This is a genomic window from Pseudomonas sp. 1176_21 (assembly GCF_052850635.1).
Genome location: NZ_VXCV01000012.1, coordinates 24318 through 41966, shown reverse-complemented (window position 1 = coordinate 41966; position 17649 = coordinate 24318). Strand labels below are relative to the sequence as shown.

Annotated in this window: 19 protein-coding genes and 1 tRNA gene; 4 read left to right on the top strand and 16 right to left on the bottom strand. The window is 57.3% G+C overall.

Annotated features, from left to right (window positions below; all coding sequences use genetic code 11):
- Positions 1-40: 40 nt before the first annotated feature.
- Together FW760_RS22410 and FW760_RS22405 are read right to left on the bottom strand one after the other, a co-directional pair.
- Positions 41-1411, bottom strand: a complete 1371-nt coding sequence (locus FW760_RS22410) for a nucleobase:cation symporter-2 family protein (RefSeq protein ID WP_043860837.1) — start codon at positions 1409-1411, stop codon at positions 41-43.
- A 217-nt stretch (positions 1412-1628) separates the two neighbouring features.
- On the bottom strand, positions 1629-2300 hold the full coding sequence (locus FW760_RS22405; protein ID WP_043860836.1) for a Bax inhibitor-1/YccA family protein: 672 nt from the start codon (positions 2298-2300) through the stop codon (positions 1629-1631).
- Positions 2301-2421: 121 nt separating this feature from the next.
- Between FW760_RS22405 and FW760_RS22400 the strand changes: the two genes are divergently transcribed.
- Positions 2422-2509 (top strand) — tRNA-Ser (locus tag FW760_RS22400).
- Positions 2510-2629: 120 nt separating this feature from the next.
- Here the strand turns inward: FW760_RS22400 and FW760_RS22395 are convergent.
- The 10 genes from FW760_RS22395 to FW760_RS22350 all read right to left on the bottom strand — a co-directional run bounded on the left by FW760_RS22395 (position 2630) and on the right by FW760_RS22350 (position 9546).
- Positions 2630-3799 carry an Arm DNA-binding domain-containing protein gene (locus FW760_RS22395; protein ID WP_446444002.1) on the bottom strand — a complete coding sequence of 390 codons (1170 nt, stop codon included), beginning with the start codon at positions 3797-3799 and terminating at the stop codon, positions 2630-2632.
- A gap of 339 nt (positions 3800-4138) precedes the next feature.
- Complete coding sequence (locus FW760_RS22390; protein ID WP_446444001.1) at positions 4139-4384, bottom strand: hypothetical protein; 246 nt, start codon at positions 4382-4384, stop codon at positions 4139-4141.
- A 77-nt stretch (positions 4385-4461) separates the two neighbouring features.
- Positions 4462-4830, bottom strand: coding sequence for a hypothetical protein (locus FW760_RS22385; RefSeq protein ID WP_446444000.1), 369 nt, complete (start codon positions 4828-4830; stop codon positions 4462-4464).
- A 48-nt stretch (positions 4831-4878) separates the two neighbouring features.
- Positions 4879-5022: a hypothetical protein gene (locus FW760_RS22380; RefSeq protein WP_446443999.1), complete on the bottom strand. Its 144-nt coding sequence runs from the start codon at positions 5020-5022 to the stop codon at positions 4879-4881.
- Positions 5023-5071: 49 nt separating this feature from the next.
- Positions 5072-7798: a toprim domain-containing protein gene (locus FW760_RS22375; protein ID WP_446444012.1), complete on the bottom strand. Its 2727-nt coding sequence runs from the start codon at positions 7796-7798 to the stop codon at positions 5072-5074.
- 11 nt (positions 7799-7809) lie between these two features.
- Positions 7810-8055 carry a hypothetical protein gene (locus FW760_RS22370; protein WP_446443998.1) on the bottom strand — a complete coding sequence of 82 codons (246 nt, stop codon included), beginning with the start codon at positions 8053-8055 and terminating at the stop codon, positions 7810-7812.
- Between the two features lie 72 nt (positions 8056-8127).
- Positions 8128-8502: a hypothetical protein gene (locus FW760_RS22365; protein ID WP_446443997.1), complete on the bottom strand. Its 375-nt coding sequence runs from the start codon at positions 8500-8502 to the stop codon at positions 8128-8130.
- On the bottom strand, positions 8499-8792 hold the full coding sequence (locus FW760_RS22360) for an ogr/Delta-like zinc finger family protein (protein WP_157193347.1): 294 nt from the start codon (positions 8790-8792) through the stop codon (positions 8499-8501). Before FW760_RS22360 ends, FW760_RS22365 begins: the two co-directional genes overlap by 4 nt.
- On the bottom strand, positions 8789-9262 hold the full coding sequence (locus FW760_RS22355) for a YmfL family putative regulatory protein (protein ID WP_446443996.1): 474 nt from the start codon (positions 9260-9262) through the stop codon (positions 8789-8791). The genes FW760_RS22360 and FW760_RS22355 overlap by 4 nt, the downstream gene beginning before the upstream one ends.
- Before the next feature lie 29 nt (positions 9263-9291).
- Positions 9292-9546 (bottom strand): hypothetical protein, encoded by a 255-nt coding sequence (locus FW760_RS22350; RefSeq protein WP_446444011.1) that lies wholly within the window; start codon positions 9544-9546, stop codon positions 9292-9294.
- A gap of 103 nt (positions 9547-9649) precedes the next feature.
- Between FW760_RS22350 and FW760_RS22345 the strand changes: the two genes are divergently transcribed.
- The 3 genes from FW760_RS22345 (at position 9650) to FW760_RS22335 (ending at position 12660) form a co-directional block, all read left to right on the top strand.
- Positions 9650-10057 (top strand): helix-turn-helix domain-containing protein, encoded by a 408-nt coding sequence (locus FW760_RS22345; RefSeq protein ID WP_446443995.1) that lies wholly within the window; start codon positions 9650-9652, stop codon positions 10055-10057.
- A 358-nt stretch (positions 10058-10415) separates the two neighbouring features.
- Positions 10416-11495, top strand: a complete 1080-nt coding sequence (locus tag FW760_RS22340; RefSeq protein WP_446443994.1) for a nucleoid-associated protein — start codon at positions 10416-10418, stop codon at positions 11493-11495.
- 31 nt (positions 11496-11526) lie between these two features.
- The gene (locus FW760_RS22335) at positions 11527-12660 is read left to right on the top strand and encodes a hypothetical protein (RefSeq protein WP_446443993.1); all 1134 of its coding nucleotides are present in this window, start codon (positions 11527-11529) and stop codon (positions 12658-12660) included.
- On the opposite strand, the gene FW760_RS22330 is transcribed toward FW760_RS22335, so the two are convergent.
- Genes FW760_RS22330 through FW760_RS22315 form a run of 4 tightly spaced genes read right to left on the bottom strand, consistent with a single transcriptional unit; the run spans position 12624 to position 17648 of the window.
- Positions 12624-13964, bottom strand: coding sequence for a phage late control D family protein (locus FW760_RS22330; RefSeq protein ID WP_446443992.1), 1341 nt, complete (start codon positions 13962-13964; stop codon positions 12624-12626). The genes FW760_RS22335 and FW760_RS22330 overlap by 37 nt on opposite strands.
- Positions 13961-14401, bottom strand: coding sequence for a phage tail protein (locus tag FW760_RS22325; RefSeq protein ID WP_446443991.1), 441 nt, complete (start codon positions 14399-14401; stop codon positions 13961-13963). The genes FW760_RS22330 and FW760_RS22325 overlap by 4 nt, the downstream gene beginning before the upstream one ends.
- Before the next feature lie 6 nt (positions 14402-14407).
- Complete coding sequence (locus FW760_RS22320; protein ID WP_446443990.1) at positions 14408-17536, bottom strand: phage tail tape measure protein; 3129 nt, start codon at positions 17534-17536, stop codon at positions 14408-14410.
- A complete protein-coding gene (locus tag FW760_RS22315; RefSeq protein WP_133210031.1) occupies positions 17526-17648 on the bottom strand; it encodes a GpE family phage tail protein in 123 nt (40 codons plus the stop codon). Before FW760_RS22315 ends, FW760_RS22320 begins: the two co-directional genes overlap by 11 nt.
- Position 17649: the final 1 nt, after the last annotated feature.

The following is a 17649-nucleotide window of genomic DNA, read 5'->3' as shown; positions in this document are numbered from 1 at the left end:
TGTGGGCGCGGGCCAGGTTGGGGCAGCTTGGCAAGCGGCCTCAGTTCTGAGCTTTGGACTCGGGCAGGAACCAGTTCAGCACCAGCGCACAGATGCCGCCGGTTGCCACGCCAGACTCCAGCACATTGCGCAGTGCCGATGGCATGTGCGCCAGGAATTCCGGCACCTGCGCCACGCCCAGGCCCAACGCCAGGGACACCGCGATGATCAGCAGGGCGCGACGGTCCAGGCTGATGCTGGCCAGAATATTGATACCCGAGGCCGCTACGGCACCGAACATCACCATCGCAGCGCCACCCAGCACCGGCTCCGGCACCGCCTGGATCACCCCGGCCACGCTTGGGAACAGCCCCAGAATCACCAGCATTGCGGCAATCCAGATACCGATATGGCGGCTGGCAATACCGGTCAGCTGGATCACGCCGTTGTTCTGCGCGAACACCGAGCTGGGGAAGGTGTTGAATACACCGGCCAGCAGCGAGTTGGCGCCGTTGACCAGCACGCCGCCCTTGATGCGTTGCATCCACAGCGGGCCTTCGACCGGCTGGCGCGACACCTTGCTGGTGGCGGTAACGTCGCCGATGGCTTCCAGCGAAGTCACCAGGTAGATCACCAGCATCGGAATGAACAGCGCCCAGGAGAAACTCAGGCCGAAGTGCAATGGCACCGGCACCTGGAACACGGCGGCTTCATGCATGCCGGTAAAGTCCAGGCGGCCCAGGTAGCCGGCCAGTGCGTAGCCGACGGCCAGCGCGATCACGATCGCGCAACTGCGCATCCACACCACCGGGATGCGGTTGAGTACCACGATGATGGCCAGCACCACGCCGGACAGCAGCAGGTTTTCGCCGTTGGCGAAGGTACCGTTGGCCATGGCGCCGAAACCGCCGCCCATGCTGATCAGGCCCACCTTGATCAGCGTGAGGCCGATCATCAGCACTACTATGCCGGTGACCAGGGGGGTGATCAGGCGCTTCACGAACGGCAGGATGCGCGAAATGCCCATCTCAACGAACGAGCCGGCAATCACCACACCAAAGATCGCCGCCATCACGCCTTCTACGGGCGTACCTTGCTTGACCATCAGCGCGCCGCCGGCGATCAGCGGGCCAACGAAGTTGAAGCTGGTGCCTTGCACGATCAACAGCCCGGCGCCGAAGGGCCCGAAGCGTCGGCATTGCACGAAGGTGGCGATCCCGGAGATCACCAGCGACATCGACACGATCAGGTTGGTATCGCGGGCCGATACGCCGAGTGCCTGGCAGATCAGCAGGCCGGGGGTAACGATAGGCACGATGATCGCCAGCAGGTGCTGCAGGGCAGCGAGCAGGGCGATCAGCGGCCGGGGCCGGTCTTCCAGGCCTAGAACCAGTTCATTGGCCTGTTCGGGCGCTTGTTCGAGTGAGCTCATGGGTGTTGCTGCCCCGGGCAGAAAAAAGGAGCGCATTCTACGGCGCGCGCGGGGATTGGGGTAGTCCAGTTTGCCAGCATTATCTGGCGCTACAGCCCGCGGGGCGTAGGGGTCGGCCTTGCCAGCGAACGAGCGCGAAGCCAGCGCCCCTCAAACGCCACCCACAAAAAAGCCCGCCGAAGCGGGCTTTTTCAACACTCAACCAACCAAGCTCAGATCAGTCGTCCCGACCCATCAGCCCGAACAGTTGCAGCAGGCTGACGAACAGGTTGTAGATCGATACATACAGGCTGATGGTCGCCATGATGTAGTTACGCTCACCACCGTGGATGATGGCGCTGGTCTGGAACAGGATGCACACCGACGAGAACAGCACGAAACCTGCGCTGATCGCCAGTTGCAGGCCGCTGATCTGGAAGAAGAAGCTTGCCAGCACAGCGCCCAGCAGCACGAAGAAGCCTGCGGTGATGAAGCCGCCCAGGAAGCTCATGTCCTTGCGGGTGATCAGCACGTAGGCCGACAGACCACCGAACACCAGTGCGGTCATGGCGAATGCCGAGCTGACCACTTCAGCGCCGCCGGCCATGCCCAGGTAGCGGTTGAGGATAGGGCCGAGCAGGAAGCCCATGAAACCGGTCAGCGCGAAGGTGGACACCAGGCCCCATACCGAATCACGCAGCTTGTTGGTGAGGAAGAACAGGCCGTAGAAGCCGATCAGCACCACGAAAATGTTCGGGTAGCCGACGCGCATCTGTTGGGCCACATAGGCCATGACACCACTGAAAGCGAGGGTGATGGCCAGCAGGCCATAAGTGTTGCGCAGGACGCGGCTGACCTCTTGCTGTTCGACCTGCAGGCCGTGGTTGACGGCGTAATCCTGTTCGCGCATGGCGACACTCCTGTGGGTTTGAAACGTTCAGATGCAAAGATCATAACAGAGGCGCGCAGACCAGCCACCTAGAGAGTTTGACAGCTTGTTTCATTTCGGTATTATGGCGCCCGCAATACGAGGAAGCGTGGCCGAGTGGTTTAAGGCAACGGTCTTGAAAACCGTCGATGGGCAACTATCCTAGAGTTCGAATCTCTACGCTTCCGCCATATAAAGTCTTGTTTTTAAAGGATTTTTTCAGGTCGAGGACTCCAAAAGGGAGCGATTTGGGAACACTTTGGGAATAACAGACATAAAGAAGGGGCCTTGCGGCCCCTTTTTTGTTGCCCTCAGTTCAACCTGAGCGCCTGATTCAGCAGGCCCACTACATCCGGGCCGTCCTTGCTGATCCACTTTGCGTAATGCTTGAAGATCATCGCTGTGGAAGTGTGGCCCATTTGGTCCGCAATCCACTCTGGCGTGGCTATTCCGCTGCTCAACATCTGGCTGGCGAATGTATGGCGGCAGGTGTTCGGGCCCCGCTGACGCACGCCGGCGTTCTTCAGGTGAGAGATCCACCACCCATGGCGCAGTGCGTCCGACGTCTGATACGGCTCGCCGGTAATAGTGTTGTGAAACACGAAACGCACGTGCTGCACCTTTTTTGTTCGATTATCGCGGTCGGTGACCTCGATCTCCTCAGAGGGCAGGTGCTGGGTGTGGCGTGCTTGGGCTCTCAAGGCTCGTAGAGCGGGAGCCAACAGCTTCACCTGGCGTGTCGATCGGCGCGTTTTGGTCACCTTGTACTGGCTGCTGACGCGCGCGCGCCGGAACAGCGCAGTGCCTGCCTCAAGGTCGACATCCTCCCAGGCCAGGGCCATGGCTTCGCTGACGCGCGGGCCGCTCCAGATCATGAACTCCGTCAGGTTGATTTCCTGCTGCCGGCTGGTCTCGGTGCGAAGGATGGCGTCGATCTCCTCGCGGGTGAATGGATCGGGATCATCTGCATCGGGCAGGGTGATAGTGATGCCGTCAGTTGGGTCGTGGGCACTCCGGTTGCGCGTGCGGTACAGCCGAAAAATCTGCCGCAGATGGCTGACGATCTCGCGCACAGTCTTATTGTGCAGTTTGGGCATCAGTGTGTTTTGCACCCAGCCCTGGACATCCAGGTGATCGATCTGGTCGGCCTGAAGGTCACCCCAGCGCGGACGGATGTGTTTTTCAGCCCGACTGCGGTACATGGCGAAGCCACTGGCGGCCATCTGGTTGCGTTTAATGTCGAGCCAGTGGTCGATGTAGTGCCCCAGGGTGTTTGTTTTCACTCTGGCCGAATTGGGAAAGTGGCGGGCATAGCTGAAAGTGCCGGCCTGGATTTCGTAGTTAATGATGCCGACCAGGCGCTCGGCGTTGGCCAGGCTCGCTGGCGACGCATCGCCAGGAATCGTCTCCCTGCATAGCTCGCCCTGGTAACGGAAATACACGCGGATATGCTTGCCGCGTACTTCGACTCCATCTGCCATTTGCTTTGTCACTCGGAACAGAAGAACGGCCCAGTGTATGGGCCGTTGGAAGAGAGTGGCCCATTGCGAGGCCTAGAAGATGTGGGGTGAGATTCTTGCTACGTCTGCCCCTGCGGTGGGGCGTCGGTGCCCGAGCAACCAGGATGTTCGAAGCGCGAGCAGCCGTAGCTCAGTTCCCGGCTCTGTGCTTCCTTAAGGAGATCTGGCGCAAGTCCGAGTTTGTGAGCCAAAGCCTCAGCCGCTTGGGCTGGGCCAGCGGTGCAGCTAGCACTCAGCTTGCAGCCTTTGGCCTTGGCAATATAGGTGCCGGTGCTCTGGCGAACATTGATAGTGACGGGCTCAACGGGCATAACGCCGACCTCCGATCGCCTTCTTGGCGGCGATGTTATCCATATAGGTCGCCCATTCAGCTGATTTGCGTTGCTGACGTAGCCGACTACAGGCGGCGTGCGTGCGGGTTGCGCGATACTTTCCGCAGATGTCGCACAGGTTTGGCAAGTCCAGTTGATTGGACGCCAGGCGAGGGCGGGTACTTGGGGATGTGATAGCCTGTGCCGCGCTGGCCTTGGGGGTTTGTACTTGCATGGTGCTTCTCCTTGGGGTTGGTCAGGCGCTGGGGAGTTGCCGCTCCCTGGCGCCTTCTTTTCCGGCTTTGGCCGGTGTCAGCTGAGGCAGTACTGCTTACCGTCCTCGATCACGAACAAATCCACATCGCGTTGGCGGTACAAACCGCCGGGCCCTCCATGAATGACGTAGTCATCAAACGGCGCCTTCGCGACGCGAACTGAAAACACCTCGCCCGTCTGATGGGCGTACTCGCTGGTTTTCTTGAGTTGGGCGTAGAGCTGCTGACCGATGGGACGACAGCCAGCTGGACCGTGCGCCCCTTCGAAGCCCAGCCATGCATTGCGAGTTTCCAGATTTATGAAACTGCCACCGTTGGGGTGGGTGGCCAGGTCATAGCCGCGGGGCTTTGCCCATTTCTCGAAGGCGAACATCAGTTCCAGGTTGGCCAATGATTGAGTGCTCATGGCGCCGCTCCTTGAGTGCCCAGGCGTTGCCGCGCCTAGGCGAGTTGATTAATGAACCAGTGTCGTCAGCAGATCAGGGACGGCGTAGCCGACTGCCACCAGCAGAGCCAGGGTCAAACCGCTGGCCACCAGCGTGGCTAACGCTTCGCGTCGGCTGTGGTGAAATAGCTCGTCGTTGTCATCGTTGCGCATGGTGCTTCTCCTTGGGGTCGATACCTGGGCGTTGCCGCGCCCTGGTGGGTTAGCTGGCTTTGAAGGTCCAGCACTTCACTGTGGTGCTGCGCTGGTTCGCAGCGTTGTTCCGGTTGTTAAAGGCAGCACGCACGGCGCTGTCGACCGCGCGATTGGCGTCGATGAATGGCCGCGACCGGCTGTTGCGCAGCAGCGTGCGCAAGGTGGCGGCGTCGGCCAGCTTTTGCTTGTGCTCAGCGGCGCGCTCGCAGAAGTCGTTGAGGTTGATGGCGATCAGGTCGTCTTTCTTGCTGTGGTTGACCACGGCGTCATCACTGAGCGATTCCAGGTATTCGTACACCTCCCAGAACTCGGCCACTTCCTTCGGATCAGCGTTCACATCGTGTTGGCGGGCGATGGCCATGCAGGTCAGCTCGCGCAGCACACCGGCGTGCTGGCGGTCGGACATCGGTACGACGACTCGCAGCGCGTCGACCAGAGCCATCAGCTGTGCATGGTTTTTGATGATCCGTTCAATACGGATCTCCCGCATTTCGCGTAGAGCCTGTTCGTGCACCTTCAACTGGGCACGGAAGGTCTCCATGATTTTCTGCTCGGCCTTAGCAGCCATCAGCAGGAAGTGGCTGACTTCGCTGGCCTGCAGGTGGTTCAGGTTGTCGGCTGCGGCTCGACTGTCGCTTGTGACTTCAGGTCGAACAAAGTGAAGTTTGACGATGCGAGTGAGGATCGCCTCGGATGCCGCGACCGTGGCGTTCTGACTGAATACCAGGCTTGCACGGAAAGGCGGTGCGTTGGTGTCGTTACCGCCATTCTTCACGCCGGTCAGGCCCAGGCCCCGACCGTTGTAGAGCGGCTTGAACTGGTCGAAGTCGAAGGACTTCGCTGCCCCTGTCTCGGTGTCGCTACGGTCAGCCTCAAGCATCACATTGGGCATGTTAGAGGTCTGGCTCAGCCAGCGGCGCAAGCCTGCCTTGGTCATCTTCACCGGGTCGTCACCTTCTTCGTCCGGACGACCCAGGAGCTTCCACAGGAACATCAACAACGTGGACTTACCGGCGCCGGCCTCGCCGGTCACCTCCAGGAATGGGAATGACTGGAACTCGGCACGGATCTGCTCGGCGAACAGCGAGCCGAACCAGAAGGCGAGGGCGATAACGCCTTGGGTGTTGAAGCATGTCCACAGCCATTTAAACCATTCGTCCCGGTACCCCGAGACGTCCTGGTTGATCTCCATCTTGATGGACTTCTGTAGTGTCTTCAGGCGTAGGCCCTTGAACTCGAAGTAATCCTCCGCGTTGGCCTTTTCCAGAATGCCCCCGCGCACGGCTAGGTCACCGAACACGTAGCAACCGTGTTCTTTGCTGTAGCCGACGTAATCGATGGTCTTCACGGTTTTCAGGCCGAACAGCTGGTTTTGCATGATGCGATCGAGTTGGGAGCCGGTGCCGGTGAACACCGCTCCCGCCGCCATGCCGAGCAGACGCTTCTTGAACTCGCTGGCCGCTGCTACCTGGCCACCGGTGAAGGTGTTCAGGACGCTGGGCTCGTCATGGGGGAAGTCGACGCGGAAGTAGTACCAGGACTCATCCGTCACTTCATTGCGCTGGAAGTACAGCGCCTGCGGGTTGCAGTTGGCGATTTCAATCACCATCCCGCACTGGCGCATGGCCTTGTCGCGGAGCTGGCGATCGTTCAGCAGCGCATTTTCATGGCTGTCGGAGTCTTTCAGCTGTTGGGTAGTCTTTGTCAGTTTCTCCGTGTCCATCTTGAACCAGTAGAGACGGTTCTCGAATGAGAAGTGAAATTCAAAGCGCTCACGCCAGTCGTACATCAGCACGCCTTTCTCCGCTGCGGACTCTGCCAACAGCAGACTGCCGTGATAGCGCGCTTCGCGGATATCGCGCTCGACCTGGTCCAGTCGCTTGACGGAGTCGTCGACGAACGCCCAACGTTGATGCAGATCGTTCCAGTCAACCTTGCGGCTACGCTGCGGAATCTGCGCAGCTTCGCAGCTGTAGCCGAGTTCGCGCGCCATGGCCGTATGCTTGCGGGTGAAACGATGGGCGCCGGGCTCGTTGTCCAGACCCCACACCAGAGTGGGCAGTTTTTTCCCCTGGTCGGTGCGTTGCTTGGCCAGTGCTTTGAGCGATTCAAAAGGGAATGCCCCGGAGCTCATCGCCGCAACCGCATCAAGGCCGTTATGCAGCAACGCGATGGCGTCGAAGATACCCTCGACGATCCACAGCTCCTGGACTTCCAGCAGGTCAATGGATGGCGGGCACCACCAGTAGCCTTTCGGGGATTGGCCGGGAGCGAATCGGGCTTTCTTCTTGCCGAACCGGTGCGGCTGGTCAATCAGGCGCTCCCAGAACCCGCCTTTCTCCAGGGCAAACCGAATTGTCGCGCTGCCGATGTTCAGTTCACGGTCCCAGTAGTTCTCCTGGGTGTACCAACCCTTGACCAACCCCAGGTCGAAGCCCCGAGCAAACTTTAGATAGGCGTCAGCAGAGGCGCGGGGTGCCTCCTGGGTGGTCGGGTAGCGCTTGCTGTAATCGTCGAACAGGTCGTCGAACAATTCTTTGACGTGCCACTGCTCACCACACTTGCTCTCGCGGCCGCACTTGATGAACCAGGGCTCGTCCTGCCTTGAGTACAGTTCTTTCTTGCCGCAGCTTGGGCAGGTGCCTTGGCGCAGGTACTGCGTACCGGCCCTGGGCTTCAGCCCGTACTGGTCCTGCAGGCGCTGCAGAACTTCACTGCGCAGCTGCTGCTCCATTGGTTTGATGTTCACTTGGCACGCTCCGTTGCACAGGCGTCGAGCTGTTTCTTCAGCTCGCTGCGGGTACGGCAGATGCCGGCAAGGTGGGGCAGGTCCAGCAGTACCTTGGACCCGCGCTGGCCGCTGGGTACATGCCGGTAGCGGTCGGAGTACCAGACCTCGGCCATGGTGGTGTCGTATTGGCTGTTGAGCCACTGCAGGTATTGCTTCGCCTGCTTCTCATCGAGCTTCAGTTGAATGGTGATGTTGCTCATTTCGGCCACCAATGGAATGCAGTTTCCCCTTACCCACGCGGAACGGGGCATCGGGAAGGGGTTGGTTCGGAGTTACTTCGAAGTGTTGCGGTGTTGCTGCAGGCGCCGAGGTAGATAACGCGCCGGCACCTGGTAACGCTGTTGGGTGGTGGTATCCAGCAGGATCAGCCGTGCCCGAAAGATCCCGCTGGTGGGGCAGACACCTAGGAGCCGCAAGCGTCCAGTGGTCTTGCTTTCGAACTCGGCGACTGCCAGCTCGGCGATGCGTTGCACCAGGTGATCAGGAACCTCAAGTGTCTGGCACAGGTATTGAGTGCAGTTCTCCAGCACCTGATGGTCACCGGCGAGATGCAGGCCCTCTTGGCGGAACAGGAAGGCCACAGCCGCCTGCTGCATCGCAGCGCGGTAGTTGGTTTCAGGATTCAAGGTCAGGGCTACAGCGTTCATGCGGTGGCTACCTCCATGTCCAGTTGGTCCAGCAAATCAGGATGATCGTCGGCGGACTTCATCGCTTGACGACGCATCACCACAGGGGCGACTGGCAACCGCACAGCCGGATTGGCCATGCCGCTGGGGCTCATTTCGTGGGTCATTTCGAACTGGGCGCGCACCGACCAGCCGCAGGCCTCGTTGGTGCATTGCAGGTAGGCCACCCGAAGGAAGATGTGCGTGCCTTCACTGGTGCGGATACGCATGCGCTGGCTGCAATGAGGGCAAACGAGCTTGTAGGTGCTCACTTTTCACCCCCTTCGCTGTGCAGTTGGATAGTGGCGATCACCTCGGCGTGGCGAGCAGCCTGGTAGCGGCTGTGGGCCTGCAGAATGGCCTTGGCTTCGTCTTCTTCAATGACGCCATCGGCAAGGGCTTTTTCGATGATCTGGTCGACAACGCCACGTTTGGCGGCGGTGTTCACCGTGCGGGTGTACAGCTCGACGTTGTCCAGGGTTTCAGGTGCAACCAACGGCACGTACATACCGCCGTAGAGGCTGGCAATGAACTCCGGAAGAAACGTTGTGCCGGCATCGCACTCAAGCAAATGGATCTGGTCGTAGCTCAGTGGGCGGCTACCGGCGTTCTCGTATACATGATTGTCGAACCGCTTGAGCTCGTAACCGAGGCGGGCGGCAGCGCATTCACGGCCACCCGGAAAGGCGCAGACCACTGCACTGACCACCTGGCGTAGGGTTTCTAGAACTGGACGCTTCATCTTCTGGTTTCTCCCCGGCTACAGTGCCGCTACTTTTGCTTTTGTTCCGAAGATGATTGATGCGACTCGTTTGCGAGGATCCCCGGTATGACTTCTCGTCCAATTTCTCTCGATAGTTCCTGCAAAATGCAAAACGAAAGGCGTCCTCGGGGAAGCGAGTCATGGCCTGCCCAGCGATGCACTACCTGCGTGACGGTGCGTGGCTCATAACCATGGCTGATAGCGAATTGGCGGAAATTGCTCCCCTTTTCAACCAATCGAGCCAGTATCTGGCGCTTCTCCATGGTTTTGCTCATGGTTGGAGTGTTCCTAGTTGGTTAAGATGTTCTCATATGGGAGCAAGGTTAGGTTCTCAATTGAATACTTGTCAAGAGGCAAAGGTCCCAAATGGGAATTGGTGAGAGGATTCGACAAGCAATCGAGGCACGAGGGCTTTCGCTCAAGGAGGCCGCTAAGTCGTGCGGTTTATCCTATAGCTCGTTGCAAAATTGGGTTGGTGGATTGCGTGAGCCAAGGCCTGAAGCACTTATTGCTTTAGGTTCCCATTTGGGAATTTCCATTGATTGGCTATTGACTGGCGAAGGTGGGATGTTCCGAGGGGAGTCCGAGCCTCAGGTGGGAGGATCTCCTAACGATCCACAGGAGGAGGCCATCTTGGCGTTGTTCCGATCGTTGGGCGAGGCAGGAAAGCGGGAGATACAGAGCGCTGCTGAAGAAAAGAAACGTTTGATGGATGTCGAGCAGCGTCTTAAGGATTTGACTGAGGCCCTTGCTGATATCAAACGGCCGGCATAATCTGTACCCATCAAGAACAGATCGGTCAGACAGGATGCCAAAGGCTCGATGTGCTCCAGGAAGCATAGGGCTGTAGAGCTGTGTTGCGGGGCATCTTCATAAAAACATATGGATGTGGTTCATGTTGAAGTTTTTTCTGACTACCGCGCAGTTACCTCTTTTGAGTGATTCCTCATTTTTTCTGAAACGATCAGTTCAGCAGCTTATTAGGACGGTCTACAAGTTATTTAAGTTTTTATGGCAGTCCGCGCCACTATGGAAGATGACATTTGTACACGTCTGGGTGATGCGGTAAGACTAACGAATAGGCTTGTCTGTTTTTCTATTGATGTGCTTAACATATATAAAAGGTAGCTGTATGAATATGGTCAATGAGGTTAAGGTTGAAGTTGAAAAGCTTATCCTTGAAAATACAATCCACAAGGTCATTGTTCATACTGTTATTAAGAAGGATGGAAAGTTTGAGTTGGATCCTAGGGACGAGACGCTAGAGGTCGGTGTTACAGTTCAGCGTCTAATCGATCAGCTTGCACATCTTTATGCGACCAAAGCTGGTAAGGAATATGGTCGATTTGAAGAAGATGAAGTGAATTATCCCGTGAGCGGGTTTCTCAGGGACTATTACACGTCCGAAGCTCTTGACTTGGTGCAGGCATCTTTGAATATGTCTGGAACCTTGATAAGGGAGGCCCAGCGAACTGCCTCTCCCGGGGGACATGTCTTTTTTGCTCACTTCACTAGGAATACAGCAAGTGACAATGATGATTACTTCATCGTGGCGATTCTTAATGATGAGCTTGGTACTGCGTTAAAAGATAAAGAAGTCGTAGACTCGGTGCATTTGGATATTAAAGGCTTTCGCTTGGCTGGTCGTATTAACCTCACGAAGTGGCAAGAGAAAGCTGAAACTTATCTCAGTTTTCTCAAGGGGAAGGGGCAAGATAAGGTCTCGGGATTTTTCAAGGCATTTCTAGGGTGTAATAACTCTGTTGCCGCTGCGGCTGAAACGAGAAGTCTTACGCAGGTTTTAGAGTTGTTTGCCGAAAACAAAGAGATGGTCGACGAGGTTAAAAGTGAGTTTCTTCGCAAGGCGTATAGTATCTGCAAGGGGTATGCGGATATTGATCGTCCGTTCGAGCTAGAGACATTTGCAAATGAACTGTGGCCTGATAACCCAGAAGAGCTAACAACCGCTATATTGGAGTCGGATGCTAATATTTCTGATGGCTTTGTGCCGGATAAGCGCTCACTAAATAGATTAGTTAAATTTAGTGGTAAGTCAAAGCATTGGAGGTTGGATTTTGATAGACTGGCTTTGGAGAATAAAGAGATCCAGTTCGATAAAGATACTGGCTCCTTGACGATCTCGCAGTTGCCTGCTGAACTGCTTGAGCGGATGATGAAAGAGCATCGAGACGACGAAGAAGATGAGGCTTAATTTTACACAGCTATTACCTATATACAGAGTCATGCAGCCAGTGCGTGGCTCTACCTATACGGTGTATGTGAGCCTGGAGATAAAAGAAAGTTTAGGGTTGATTCTTGATGATGATGATGCTCTTCCTGATTCAGGCTTCCATTTTGCTGGTAATTGCCATGAAATAGTTGAGGGTGGAACTATTGAGATGAGGGTTGACTCTCCTAGGCTTGGGCTTGGGATTTTGGCGAACTCCTTTTCTGACTACCTATCAAGGGCAGGTGTTGCATTAAAGGAAAAAAATCATTTTTTTCTTAAAGACTGTTCGTTTTATTCTAAAGATGATGTTGTCCCTCTTGAGGTAGTGAGCTATAGGTCGGTTTTGCGGTTTATAGGCTTGCTGGAGGAAAGTGCTTATTATTTAGATGAAAAAGCGGAGGCTTTGATTTTCTACAAGGACGGTAGATTTGAGGTTCCTGTTAAGTATGGGCATCAAGATGTTTCTGTATTTGACAATGCTGCTCTGGAAAAGCTTCATGTGTTGATGAGTGGTAAACTCCATGAGGAGCAAAAAAGATCTCTTCTTGCTGAAACTGTAATTGAGCTTACTGCGTCTTTGTCACCATCTGAAAGGTTCTCGTATTTAGTAAAAAATATCGATGAGCTGTATAGTAAGGCTCAAGTTGGATATAATTTGTTTTCGACGGACTTTACGTACGAGAAGGCAAAGGAGGAAGTTCATACCTTTAAGTTGGAGACTACTTCAAGGTTGCACAAGGTTATTTCTGAAATTCAAACACAGCTGCTTGGCATTCCAATTGCTACTTTTATTGCTTTGAGTCAAATAAAGAGAACTAATGCTCTGGATGCGCAATTTGCTATAAACACAGTTATCTTTTTTGGTGCTGTGGTTTTTTGTTTGCTTTTGGGAGGTCTTTTGGTGAATCAGTACCTTACGCTGACCACAATCGAGGCCGATGTGAAACGTCAAAGAAAGGCATTTGAAAAGCGTTTTGAGACAACGCCGGAGGCTTATGTTGGTGTGTTTGATGGCATATGTTCGCGCCTGGTTTTTCAAACCGGTGCGATTGTTTCCATCGCGGTTTTGACGGTATTGGTTGCCTTGATTTCACTTGTTTTTTATGTTGTTCATACGCGTCCAATTTTTGATGCTCTATTTTCTTGATATTCCGCATGCTCGTGAAAATTTTTTAGGGTAGTGGTCTCTTTATTTGGACTCATTGATCTGTAATTTTTCCATTCCCTATCCACTGCACGCTGAGCACTGCCTTTACTGGCGTACAGGTGGGTGAGCCGCCGAGCATTGGTCTGATCTCCCACAGCGACTGTGTTTTGCTGTCCTGTCTTTTCATCGCGATACCAGGCGGATATTCCGGTGTGTTTCTCACGGCTTTGGACCAAGTCCGCAATGCCATCTTGTTCCGGTAGTTTGGACTCAAGATCTAGGCTGGTGGTGAAGCTGTCAGATGTAAAGCTGTGACGTAGATTTCCACCCAACCAAATGATGGCGTCGATTTCTGCCTTGACCCCAAAGAGGCTGTAGGTCTGATCGGGGGTGAGCTCTGGTCGGCCTTTGGCCAGGTTGTAACTCAGCGTCGCAGTGCCGCGCTGTATACGTTTCCACTCGGCCCGGGCGGCCTGCAATGCGCTGGCCTGATCGGTGTAGCTGTGCCGCAGCTCTTTGAGGTTGTCACCGGCACCGGCGATAGCTTCCTTCTTCTCTGCGCTGTTGACCTCGTAGTAGTACGCCTTGACGCCGGTGTAGCTGTCGCGGTCAGCCTGCAGAAACCGATGTTGGTCGCCATCTGCCCGCGTCAGTATTACATGCGGTAAGGCCTTGCCACTGGCGGTGGTGCTGTTGCCGGCCGGCATGAACAGCAACCGGCCAGCCTTCACGGCTGATATCGCGTCGTGCTCCTGGCCCAAGCGGGTCAGTAAGTTGGCGTCGCTTTCGTTGGCTTGGTCCAGGTGCACCAGCTCGATGGCGGCGAGCAATGGGCTGATCACCGGCGCCAGGCCGTGGGCGGCGGCAATGGCTCCGATTACGGTGCCCAGGGCGGTGCTGCTCCAGCTGCGTTCGCGTTTGGTCTTGAGTCCTCCCCGCAGATCCGCGCTGCGGGCGCGAATGCTGAGAGTGTCCGGGGCGCCGCTGTGCTCGGTTTCGTCAACCGTGAAGCTGCCCTTGTCGACCAGGCCGGTATCGCTCCAGCCCAGCCACAGCCGGACCGCAGCGCCGCGTGGCGGGATGGCCAGCAGGCCGTCGTGATCACTGAGGTTGATGTCGAGTTGGTCCGCCTCCATGCCACGGTTGTCGGTCAACTCGATGCTGATCAGGCGCTTTTCAATCGCACTGGTAATGTCCTGGCCATTGACCACCACGCGGCATCTCGGTTGAGGATAGGCGGTTGCTTTGCGGTATTCGCTGGCGGCGTCCTGGAGCAGGTTCTCCGCTTGCTCCAGTAGGCTCACAGCGCACCTCGCAGCAGACCGCCAACGGCGCCAGTCAGGATGCCCAGTTGGTCTACGCGTCCGTCGTCAATGCGGGTCAGCTTTAGGGTGAACTCGATCCGGCGGGCGGCGCCATCCGGGAAGAACACGGTGCGGTTATCAGTGAGAGACTCAATCACCCAAAGGCCGTAAATCTTCCCGGTGCCCTCGACCAAAGGCCATGCTTTGCCCGTGTCGGCCATCATGCGCAGCGTGTCGAGGCTGAGCGGACTGCCGGCCAACGCGGGCAGCAGTACGCCCGGCAAGGTGATGCTGTCATCACCACGGCCCAGATACTGGCGTGCCGGGTTGGTACCAATGCGCGACGTGCTGCCGTGGCGCCAGTCTGTCTGGCGTTGAAACTCCTGGTAGGCGAGGGTTTCCAGGCTGAACACGAACATCCCGAGAGCCATCATCATGGCGGGTTACTCCCCATCGGATAGCGCGCTACGGCTGCGCGCTTGGCTGGTGCGTTGAATTTTGGCCACTTCGGCTGCAACTAGGCGCGCCAGTGCCTGCTCATCCATGCCCGTGGTCGGGTGGACGTTAATTACGATGGGCGCCGCTTGGCCGCCTGCCCCAGAACTTCTGCCAGCTCCCGGCGCCGCAGACAGCGGTGGACGGTTGTCCATGGTCATGCCTTGGGCACTGGCGCCGAAAGCGAACGCGCCGGCATCGGTGAGTTGCTTACTCAGGCTCCTGACCGCGCCAAAAGATTCGCTTTGGCCTCCCCGCGCCCCATGATCAAAGCCGGCAGCCGGAGCCGCAGGCAGTGGCGGACGAGTATCAGTAGTCATGTCCTGAGCACTGGCGCCGATAGTGAACGCACCAGCATCGGTAAGTTGCTTGCTCAGGTTCGTGACCGTGTTTAGAGGCCCGCTTTGGCTGCCTGCCAACCCCTGCTCAAGACCGGCCATGGTGAAGCCACCCAGTTCGGCGAACACCCGGGAAGGGGAGTGGATGCCGAGTTTTTCCTTGAACCAGCCAATCGTGGATTCGCCGGCGCCGGTGATGGCCTCTTTGACGGCACCGAGTTTGCTGGTGATGCCGCTGACCAGGCCATCGATGAGCATGCTGCCGAAGCCGGTGAATTGGGTGGGCAGTTCGACACTGAAGTAATTCATTACTGCAGCAAAGGCACGGTAGAACATACCTTGTGGGCTGAAATTGGCGATCAGGCCCAGAATGCCGCTCAGGCCCCCGCTGAAGCCGGCTCTGATTTCAGTCCATAGGTCCTGGAAGAAGACCTTGATCGGCTCCCAGTACTTGTAGATCAGGTAGGCAGCGGTGGCGATCGCCATGACAGCCAGGCCGATGGGGTTCATCAATAGCGCGCGGCCGATGAACAGCACGGCCTTGCCTACCCAGAGCAAGGCTGTGCCGAGGCCTTTGACGGCTGTCACAGCGCCGAGGCTCTTGATGCCGAATAGGGTAATGGCGTAACGCACCATGGCGAATGGTCCGAGTAACGAAGCCATCGCCAAGACTACAGCGCCACCGCCGGCGGCCAATACGGCCATACCTGCGACAACCCGAATGATCTGCCCTGCGAGTGCAGGGTTAGCTTTCACCCATCCGGTCACGCCACCGATGACACTGTTGAAGCTTTCCACGAGGTTAACCAATGTGGGGCGCAGCGTTTCGCCCAGGGTGGCAGCGAGGTTGAAGGCGCGGTTCTTGGCCATATCCATTTTCGCGGACATTGCAGCAGCGCGGATATCGGCCTCACGCTGCATCGACCCATTACCTTCGGTCGAGCTGGCCAGTTCCAGCTGGCGACGGTACTCCCCGATGTTCTGAGCCAATTTGGAGGCGTCATCTCCGAACTCTTTGCCGAACAGTTCCGTGGCGACACCCATCTGTTCCTTTTTAGGGAGGCGTTTGATAGCGTCTAGAACTTTGAGGATGGTTCCTGTGGAGTCTGTAGCCATGCCGTCCTGCAAGGCCCGAGCTTCCATTCCCAGGGCTTTCAGTCCGCTCTGGAAACGCTTGGGTTGCTGGGTGGCGATCGCGAGCTCGCGGATCATGGCATTGGTCGCGGTGCCTGCAGTTTCGGCGGTGGCACCCAGGGTGAGGAAGGTCGAGCCGAGGGCTGCAGCATCCTTGTAGCTCATACCGACCGAAGCCGTGACACCTGCCGTGCGCTGCAGCACGTCGATGATGTCCGCCCCCTTGGACTTTGCGTTGTCATCCAGGAAGTTGATCGCATCACCGAGTTGGCTGACATTCTTGATCGGGATCTTGTACAGGTCGGCAATGCGCGCCAAGTTCTCGCCGATCGCATCAGCAGGTAGTTCAAAGGCTGTGGCGGCGTTTGCCGCGACCTCGGCAAAGCTGAGCAGGTTTTCCTTGCCCTGGACGCCCATGCGCGCGGCGCCTTCAACAAGGGCAGCGATGTCAGTGGTGGCCATTGGGATGCGTTCCGCCATGGCTTTGATGGCGTCGCCCATTTCGTAGTAAGTGGAGGTCAGATTGCCGTTGTCGTCGCGTGCGCCGGCCACCTGTTTGGCTACACCGAGCATGGCATCTTCGAAGCTCATGTAGCTTTTCACTGTGCCGAGTACCGGCGCCCCCATGGCGGCTCCCGCTGCTGCAGCGCCTGCGCCGTTTGCTGCCATGCTGCCTGCCAGCGCCTGCGACTTCTCAAGACCTTGCTTGGCTGCCGCCAACTGACGCTGCTGAGCAGCCAGGCGCTTGAGGCGGGCTTCCTGCTGTCCGATCGCCTGAGTGGTACTGGCGATCGCCGCACGCAGCTGTCGTTCGCCCTCGCCAAGGCTTTTGGTGCTGATGCCCGCAGCCCGCAGCTTGTCTCGTAGCCCCTGGAGTACTTGCCCTTGCGCGCTGTGCTTGGCCTTGAGTGTCTGGGACTCGCGCACGGCAGTGCGAAAGTCCTGGTTAAGCCCCTGCATCGGGGCCCGGGCTTCCCGGAGCTGCCCGGCAAGATCTGCCAGACGTTCTCTCTGCTCGCGAGCACTACTGGAACTGGCTCGGTGCTGTTGCTGGAGCTCCTTTTGCCCGCCACTGAGCCTGCGCACCAGCTCAAGCTGGGCTCGCTGTTGGGTGACCAGGGCGGCGTATTCGTCACGTAGCTTTTGCGTGGGCTGAGCGGTGCTGCCGATCTGCTGGCCCAGTTCGCGGATGCGCTTGCGGTTGTCCTGCCAGACCTGGTTGGCCGCCCGGGCCTGCTCGCGGGTCTGGCGCAGTTGCTGGGTGAGCGCTTTGTGCTGGGTATCGAGCGCGGTTGCCTCTCCCTTCAGCTGGTCATAGCTGGCTTGCAGCGGGCGGACGGTCTGCTCATGAGCTTTCAGTGCACCAGACAGCTGGTTCACTCTGTCTTGACTGGCCTTCAGGGCGGCGGCTTGTTCAACGCTGGCAGCCTTGGCCTGGCGGAAGCTGGTGACGTCGGACTGGGTAGCCTGCAGTTGTTTGAGGCTGTCACGCGATTGCTTCAAGGCCTGGCCAAGGCCAATGCTGCTCTGGGTGACTGCTCGAATAGGACGTGTGGCGCGGTCGATGGCCTGGAGAACTACTTCCATCTTCAGGTCATTTGCCATGGGTTTGCTCCCAGCGTGTGATGGCCCGCTCGCGCCAATCCATCAGTTCGGAAAGGGGCAGCGGATCCATGTCCGCAGGCCCCCAGTGAAAGACGATGGCCAGGTCAGCCATC

Bases quoted from the DNA above. Each gene is read 5' to 3' on its own strand.
- FW760_RS22410 (WP_043860837.1), bottom strand. From the start codon at position 1,411: ATGAGCTCACTCGAACAAGCGCCCGAACAGGCCAATGAACTGGTTCTA.
- FW760_RS22405 (WP_043860836.1), bottom strand. From the start codon at position 2,300: ATGCGCGAACAGGATTACGCCGTCAACCACGGCCTGCAGGTCGAACAG.
- FW760_RS22395 (WP_446444002.1), bottom strand. From the start codon at position 3,799: ATGGCAGATGGAGTCGAAGTACGCGGCAAGCATATCCGCGTGTATTTC.
- FW760_RS22390 (WP_446444001.1), bottom strand. From the start codon at position 4,384: ATGCAAGTACAAACCCCCAAGGCCAGCGCGGCACAGGCTATCACATCC.
- FW760_RS22385 (WP_446444000.1), bottom strand. From the start codon at position 4,830: ATGAGCACTCAATCATTGGCCAACCTGGAACTGATGTTCGCCTTCGAG.
- FW760_RS22380 (WP_446443999.1), bottom strand. From the start codon at position 5,022: ATGCGCAACGATGACAACGACGAGCTATTTCACCACAGCCGACGCGAA.
- FW760_RS22375 (WP_446444012.1), bottom strand. From the start codon at position 7,798: ATGGAGCAGCAGCTGCGCAGTGAAGTTCTGCAGCGCCTGCAGGACCAG.
- FW760_RS22370 (WP_446443998.1), bottom strand. From the start codon at position 8,055: ATGAGCAACATCACCATTCAACTGAAGCTCGATGAGAAGCAGGCGAAG.
- FW760_RS22365 (WP_446443997.1), bottom strand. From the start codon at position 8,502: ATGAACGCTGTAGCCCTGACCTTGAATCCTGAAACCAACTACCGCGCT.
- FW760_RS22355 (WP_446443996.1), bottom strand. From the start codon at position 9,262: ATGAAGCGTCCAGTTCTAGAAACCCTACGCCAGGTGGTCAGTGCAGTG.
- FW760_RS22350 (WP_446444011.1), bottom strand. From the start codon at position 9,546: ATGGAGAAGCGCCAGATACTGGCTCGATTGGTTGAAAAGGGGAGCAAT.
- FW760_RS22345 (WP_446443995.1), top strand. From the start codon at position 9,650: ATGGGAATTGGTGAGAGGATTCGACAAGCAATCGAGGCACGAGGGCTT.
- FW760_RS22340 (WP_446443994.1), top strand. From the start codon at position 10,416: ATGAATATGGTCAATGAGGTTAAGGTTGAAGTTGAAAAGCTTATCCTT.
- FW760_RS22335 (WP_446443993.1), top strand. From the start codon at position 11,527: ATGCAGCCAGTGCGTGGCTCTACCTATACGGTGTATGTGAGCCTGGAG.
- FW760_RS22325 (WP_446443991.1), bottom strand. From the start codon at position 14,401: ATGATGATGGCTCTCGGGATGTTCGTGTTCAGCCTGGAAACCCTCGCC.
- FW760_RS22320 (WP_446443990.1), bottom strand. From the start codon at position 17,536: ATGGCAAATGACCTGAAGATGGAAGTAGTTCTCCAGGCCATCGACCGC.
- FW760_RS22315 (WP_133210031.1), bottom strand. From the start codon at position 17,648: ATGGCTGACCTGGCCATCGTCTTTCACTGGGGGCCTGCGGACATGGAT.